Origin of the sequence: Sphingomonas sp. CCH5-D11 (assembly GCF_001557395.1) — a bacterium.
Classification (GTDB): Bacteria; Pseudomonadota; Alphaproteobacteria; order Sphingomonadales; family Sphingomonadaceae; genus Sphingomonas.
The window spans coordinates 1-6,486 of sequence record NZ_LSKH01000258.1 but is presented as its reverse complement, the minus strand read 5'-3'; the positions used below and the strand labels follow the sequence as shown (position 1 = coordinate 6,486).

Here is a 6,486-nt window from a genome sequence, read left to right as displayed (position 1 = left end):
CCCGCCTCGCTTGTTTCCCTTGTTTCCAGGACCATTCGCCATGACCGACCTCGACACCCTGCCGCAGCCGCCCGAACCCACCGCCGATCGGCAGGCGGAGCGCCGCCGCTTCCTTCAGCTTGCCGGCGGCGCATCCATCGCCGCGGGCGGCCTTGCGCTGCTGTCCGCCTGTGGCGGTGACGATGATGATTCGGATCCCGATCCGGATCCGACGCCAACGCCGACCCCCACGGCGACCTCGACGAGCAATGCCGATCGCGCCGCGCTCAACTTTGCGCTTCAGCTTGAATATCTGCAGGCGCAATATTTCGCTTATGCCACGACCGGCGCGAGTGTTCCCGCCGATCTGCTGACCGGCACCGGTACGCCGGGGGCAGTGACGGGCGGCGCGCCCGTGTCGTTCAGCGACCCGTTCACCGCCGCCTGCGCGCGCGAGATTACCGCTGAATCGCAGCGCCGCATCGCCTATCTGCGCGGCATCATCACGGCCGAGGCGGTGGCGCAGCCGGTGATCAACATTTCCGGCGCGGCGGACGGCCCGTTCTCCACGGCGCTCGGCGAAGCGTTCAATCCTTATTCGGGCGACGGCAACTTCCTGCTGGGCGCGTTCTTCCTGCAAGACGTGATCGTCACCGCGTACAAGGGCCTGCAGCCGCTGATCAATCTCGGCACCACGCGCACCGGTTTCTTCGGCCTGCTTGGCGCACACAGCTATCATGCGGGCCTGATCCGCACGGCGCTGTTCACCAATGCGACGCTGCGTACCCTGGCCGGTCGGTTCAGCGATGCGCGGGACGCACTGGATGGCAGCCGTGACCTCGATCAGAATGTCGCGACTGACGGCGCGGCGAACATCACGCCTGCTGACGGCAACGGCATCGCCTATAGCCGGTCAAGCCCGGCGGTGCTGAACGTGCTGTACCTGAACAAGGCGTCCGTTTCGGCCGGCGGGTTCTTCCCGGCGGGACTCAACGGCGATCTGAAGACCAGCGCCGCAAACTGAGCGTTCCACCCGGACGGCCGGCAAGCCGTCCGGGCCACATCTTGGCGCCCGGCTTTACCTTAGCCGCCAAACACCTTAGAATTGCCCGCATCCTCGGGGGACCGCTGACGGCGGTTGAGAGGCGGGCACGAGCCCGCGACCCGCTGAACCTGATCCGGTTGACACCGGCGGAGGGAAGGAGCGGCGCCAACACCGGCAATCCGTCCCCGCTCTCCGATTAGTGGAGAGTGAACACATGGCCGACGTAGATTCGCCGATTGAACGCGTTTCCTCCGGAAACCCGCAGGCACGCACCGAAATCGGCGTCACCACCGGCCCGATCCGCGGATCGCGCAAGATCCACGTCGGTCCGCTGAAGGTCGCGATGCGCGCGATCGATCTGGAGCCGTCGTCGGGTGAACCGCCGCTCAACGTGTACGACACCTCCGGCCCCTACAGCGACCCCGCCGCCAACATCGACATCATGGCCGGCCTCCCCCAGCTACGCCGCGACTGGATCATGGCCCGCGGCGACGTGGAGGCCTATGACGCGCGCGAGATCCGCCCCGAGGACAACGGCCAGCTCGGCCCCGACCGGTCGGGCGGCGTCCAGCCCTTCCCCAACGTCGTCAAGCGCCCGCTGCGCGCGCGTGCCGGCGCCAACGTCAGCCAGATGCACTACGCGAAGCGCGGCATCATCACCCCCGAGATGGAATATGTCGCCACGCGCGAAAATCTCGGCCGCGAGATGCTCCGCGAGTACGTCCGCGACGGCAACAGCTTCGGCGCGGCGATCCCCGATTACGTGACGCCCGAATTCGTCCGCGACGAGATCGCGCGCGGCCGGGCGATCATCCCCAACAACATCAACCATCCCGAATCCGAGCCGATGGCGATCGGCCGCAATTTCCTGGTGAAGATCAACGCCAATATCGGCAATTCCGCCGTCGCCTCGAACGTCGCCAGCGAAGTCGACAAGCTCGTCTGGGCGATCCGCTGGGGCGCGGATACGGTGATGGACCTCAGCACCGGCCGCAACATCCACGACACGCGCGAATGGATCATCCGCAATTCGCCCGTGCCGATCGGCACCGTGCCGATCTATCAGGCGCTGGAGAAGGTGGGCGGCATCGCCGAGGATCTGACCTGGGAGATCTTCCGCGACACTTTGATCGAGCAGGCCGAACAGGGCGTCGACTATTTCACCATCCACGCCGGCGTGCGCCTGCCCTATGTGCCGCTCACCGCCAAGCGCGTGACCGGCATCGTCAGCCGCGGCGGCTCGATCATGGCGAAATGGTGCCTCGCGCATCACAAGGAAAGCTTCCTCTACGAGCGGTTCGACGAGATCACGGAGATCATGAAGGCGTATGACATCGCCTATTCGCTGGGGGATGGCCTGCGCCCCGGCTCGATCGCCGACGCCAATGACGAGGCGCAGTTCGCCGAACTCTATACCTTGGGCGAGCTGACCCACCGCGCCTGGGCGCAGGACGTGCAGGTGATGATCGAGGGCCCCGGCCATGTGCCGATGCACAAGATCAAGGAGAATATGGACAAGCAGCTAGAGGTGTGCGGCGAGGCGCCCTTCTACACGCTCGGGCCGCTGACCACCGACATCGCGCCGGGCTACGACCATATCACCAGCGGCATCGGCGCGGCGATGATCGGCTGGTACGGCACGGCGATGCTTTGCTACGTGACGCCCAAGGAGCATCTCGGCCTGCCCGATCGCGACGACGTGAAGGTCGGCGTGGTGACGTACAAGCTGGCGGCGCATGCGGCGGACCTGGCGAAGGGCCACCCGGCGGCGAAGCTGCGCGACGACGCGCTGAGCCGTGCGCGGTTCGAGTTCCGGTGGCGCGACCAGTTCAACCTGTCTTTGGATCCCGAGACGGCAGAGCAATATCACGACCAGACGCTGCCGGCGGAGGGCGCGAAGACAGCGCATTTCTGCTCGATGTGCGGGCCGAAATTCTGCTCGATGAAGATCACGCAGGAAGTGCGCGATTTTGCACGGCTGCAGAACCAGGGCAGCGAAGGCTTCCTCGCGACCGCCGAGGCGGAGGCCGGCATGGCGAAGATGAGCGGCGTATACGAGGATCAGGGCCGCGAATTGTACATGGGCGCTGGTGGGCGGGAGCACGACTGACGGGAGCCTCACTGCCGGGGCCTCGTGCCTGCGTTGCATTGAGGTTCGCGGCACCGTGGATGTCGGTACGAGCGGGCATGATGGGATGAGCCGTTTGGCGCTTACAATCAGGCCGGAAGCACGTGCGATCCGCCGGCCACATGTGCGCAGGCCCGCATTTTCGCTGGCGGTACAAGCCTTTTGGGGGTCGCGGGCAGTGGAGCGCTACCCTAGCGTTGGCTGACTTTGGGTTAGCTGGCGACGGATATGATGATCGAGGGGTACGATGCGCTGACGGAGAAGGAGAAGCAGACCCTGCGTCTGCTTCTCGTCGGCCATGACGCCAAATCGCTCGCGCGGCATTTCGGCCTGTCGGTTCACACCATCAACGAACGGCTGCGCGATGCGCGGCGCAAGCTCTCCGTATCGAGCAGCAAGGAAGCGGCTCGGCTGCTGCGCGAGGCCGAGGGGCCGGCCCCCGAAATCATCGCGGACATGCCGATCGGGGCTGCCGGGTTCGTGCCGGGCAATCAACTCGGATCCCAGCCCTCACCGTCGTCGCGATTGCCGCGCCGGCTGGTCTGGGCAGCAGGAGGAACCATCATGATCGCAATCGCTGCCGTTCTGCTTTCCATCATCGCACCCGTGCAGGCACCGGAATCATCCGCCGCGACAAGCTCGAACGCTGTGGCGGAAACCCCCGTTTCGAAGGCCGCGCGTGACTGGCTGGCGCTGGTCGACAATGCCGATTGGCAGTCAAGCTGGGCCGGGACGGCGAAATCGTTCCGGTCGGTCAACAGCGTCGCGAACTGGCAGTCGGCGTCCGAAAAGGCGCGCGTGCCGCTCGGCGCCGTGCTGTCGCGCACGCTGCTCAGTGACGTGGACACGCCGGCTCCGCCAAATGGCTATCGCACCGTCCAATTCCGCACCGACTTCGCCAACAAGCCCGGCGCAACCGAAACCTTGTCGCTTAGCCGGGAGGACGGTGCCTGGAAGGTCGTCGGCATTTACATCGATTAACGCCGCGCCAGCGGAAGAGCTCAGGCCGGGAGCAGGGTTGTCGGCCGGGTCACTGCGCAAGCGGCGGCTCGGCCGCTCATGGGGCAAGAACTCAACGCCTAAGGAGGACACCTTCGCTCGTACCCCTGCTACACCCCGATCCATGCACGACGAATCCCCGCTCGAAATCCTCGCCGAAACACCGGCGACACCGGACCAGACCGCACCGGCGGGGGTCACCCACCCGCCCTATTCGTTCATCGCGCTGGCCACCGTCGCCGGCGCGATCCTCATCATCGCGCTGCTCGGCATGACGATCGCCCGGGGTACGCAGTTCGAGTTTGATCACGCCATCATGCTGGCGCTGCGCACGTCCGGCGATCTGTCCACGCCGATCGGCCCGGTGTGGCTGCAGGGGGTAATGATCGATATTACCGCGCTGGGCGGCGGCACGGTGCTGACCATGGTCGCTGCCCTGACGATCGGGTTCCTGCTGGCGAGCCGCCACTTCCTTACCGCCGCGCTGGTGTTCGGCGGCACGCTCAGCGGTTCGGTCGCTATCTCGCTTGGCAAGCAGCTGGTGGCGCGCGAGCGGCCGGCGCTGGTCGATCATCTGGTGGAAGTCGCCTCGGCCAGCTTCCCCAGCGGTCATGCCGGGAACAGCGCGATCATCTACCTGACCATCGCGCTGACGGTGATGCAGATCGTGCCGCGACGCACCGCGCGATGGTTCCTGTTCGGCGCGACGATCGCGCTGGTGCTGATGATCGGTGCCAGTCGCGTGTACCTGGGCGTTCACTGGCCTAGCGATGTTCTGGCCGGCTGGAGCGCCGGCGCGCTCTGGGCCCTGTCATGGTGGGCGCTGGGCGCCTGGCTGCGACTGCGCCACGACGCGCGCTGATGGCCTGTCCTACAAGCCGCGCTTCGTGCCATGCATCTGCTTCGAACAAACGGAGAACAGACATGCAGATGCTCGTGGAGCGTGGGATTGATCGTGATGGCCGACTTCTGCCGGGGAAAGCGGGCCGGGGCGGCCGCAGCGTCACGGTGAACCTCGCCGAATCGCCCTTGTCGTGGCTTGGCGCGCGGGGCTTGCTGGATGCGCGGCAGATCGCGGCGGGCGAGCGGCTGCGGGCCGATTACGAGCGCGCGGCGATCGGCCCGGCAGTGACGATGCGCTGGTCGGCGCGGGTCGATGGCGGCGCGGGTCAGGGGCTGGACGCAACCGCCGCGCACCTTGCTGCCAAGCGCCGTTTCGATGCCGCGGTGGGCGCCGTGGGGCGGGGTCTCAGCGATGTCCTGTGGCGCGTGGTCTGCGCGGGGGAGGGGCTGCCGGTCGCGGAAAAGTCGCTTGGCTGGCCGGCGCGGTCCGGGCGGCTGGTGCTGACCATGGCGCTGGATCGCCTTGCCGATCACTATCGGATTGATTGATCGCGTTGTGGCCAAGTCTTGCGGCGGCTGCCCGGCCGGCAGATAAGCCGCGGCCATGCGTTTCGACATCACCAAGTGCCATGGCTCCGGCAATGATTTCGCTTTGATCGACGCCCGCGCCCTTGCGCTGGCCGATCAGGAATGGGCGCAGGCCGCGCGCGCTTTGGCGGATCGGTCGGGGCCGGTGGGGGGGGACGGCATCCTGCTGCTGACCGGCGGGGATGATGAGGCCGCCTTCGGCATGCGGATCTTCAACGCCGACGGCTCCGAACCCGAAACCTGCCTCAACGGCCTGCGCTGCGTGGCGCGCGCGGGGCTGGAGGCGACCGGTCGCCCGCAGGCGGTGGTGCGGCTGAAGACGAGCCGGGCGGCGGTGGCGCGGGACGCTGATCTAGCGCCGGGCGTCTATACCGTGCGTGAGACGGCCGGGCCGGCGACGCTGGACGTGCGCGACTGGCCGCTGGAAGGCGAGGGTGAGCGCATTCGGGAGGCAGTGATTGCGCGGCTGTCATCTGACCTGCGCTTCACCGCAGTCGCGATGCCGAATCCGCATCTTATCGCCTTTGTTGATCAGGTGGACGAGGCCGAACTCGTGCGCATCGGCGAGATTTGCGAAGCCGCGCCGGCGTGGCTGCCCAACCGCGCCAATGTCTCCTTCGTGGAGGTGCGGACGGGCGGCGAGCTGTACGTGCGCACGTTTGAACGGGGCGTGGGGCTCACCAATGCCTGTGGCAGTGCGATGGGCGCGGCGACCTTTGTTGCCGGGCTGACAGGACGCCTGCCGTTCGACCGGACGGTAACGGTGCGCAACCGCGGCGGCCTGGTGCGCGCCTCCGCCAGTGAGGCGGGCATGGTGACGCTGAGCGGCAACGCAACGGTGGAATGGACCGGGCAGGTGACCGTTGACCTGTCGTGCGGCACGGCGGGGGATCTGGTTGTCACC

General features: G+C 66.9%; 6 protein-coding genes and 1 riboswitch. All 6 genes read left to right on the top strand.

Annotated features, from left to right (window positions below):
- On the top strand, positions 1 to 1,003 hold a 1,003-nt coding region (locus tag AX702_RS16170), incomplete at its 5' end, for a ferritin-like domain-containing protein (RefSeq protein ID WP_443026306.1).
- Between the two features lie 84 nt (positions 1,004 to 1,087).
- Positions 1,088 to 1,196, top strand: a riboswitch (TPP riboswitch).
- Between the two features lie 42 nt (positions 1,197 to 1,238).
- On the top strand, positions 1,239 to 3,134 hold the full coding sequence (gene thiC / locus AX702_RS16165; RefSeq protein ID WP_066781284.1) for a phosphomethylpyrimidine synthase ThiC: 1,896 nt from the start codon (positions 1,239 to 1,241) through the stop codon (positions 3,132 to 3,134).
- Positions 3,135 to 3,383: 249 nt separating this feature from the next.
- The gene (locus AX702_RS16160; protein WP_066781289.1) at positions 3,384 to 4,133 is read left to right on the top strand and encodes a helix-turn-helix domain-containing protein; all 750 of its coding nucleotides are present in this window, start codon (positions 3,384 to 3,386) and stop codon (positions 4,131 to 4,133) included.
- Between the two features lie 142 nt (positions 4,134 to 4,275).
- Positions 4,276 to 5,013, top strand: a complete 738-nt coding sequence (locus AX702_RS16155) for a phosphatase PAP2 family protein (RefSeq protein ID WP_082746319.1) — start codon at positions 4,276 to 4,278, stop codon at positions 5,011 to 5,013.
- A gap of 62 nt (positions 5,014 to 5,075) precedes the next feature.
- Positions 5,076 to 5,543 carry a DUF6456 domain-containing protein gene (locus AX702_RS16150; protein WP_066781282.1) on the top strand — a complete coding sequence of 156 codons (468 nt, stop codon included), beginning with the start codon at positions 5,076 to 5,078 and terminating at the stop codon, positions 5,541 to 5,543.
- 55 nt (positions 5,544 to 5,598) lie between these two features.
- Positions 5,599 to 6,486: diaminopimelate epimerase (gene dapF, locus AX702_RS16145; protein ID WP_066781281.1), on the top strand; the 888-nt coding region annotated here is incomplete at its 3' end.

What these genes read in the sequence shown, in the direction of transcription:
- thiC (WP_066781284.1), top strand. Translation starts at nt 1,239, where the DNA reads ATGGCCGACGTAGATTCGCCGATTGAACGCGTTTCCTCCGGAAACCCG.
- AX702_RS16160 (WP_066781289.1), top strand. Translation starts at nt 3,384, where the DNA reads ATGATCGAGGGGTACGATGCGCTGACGGAGAAGGAGAAGCAGACCCTG.
- AX702_RS16155 (WP_082746319.1), top strand. Translation starts at nt 4,276, where the DNA reads ATGCACGACGAATCCCCGCTCGAAATCCTCGCCGAAACACCGGCGACA.
- AX702_RS16150 (WP_066781282.1), top strand. Translation starts at nt 5,076, where the DNA reads ATGCAGATGCTCGTGGAGCGTGGGATTGATCGTGATGGCCGACTTCTG.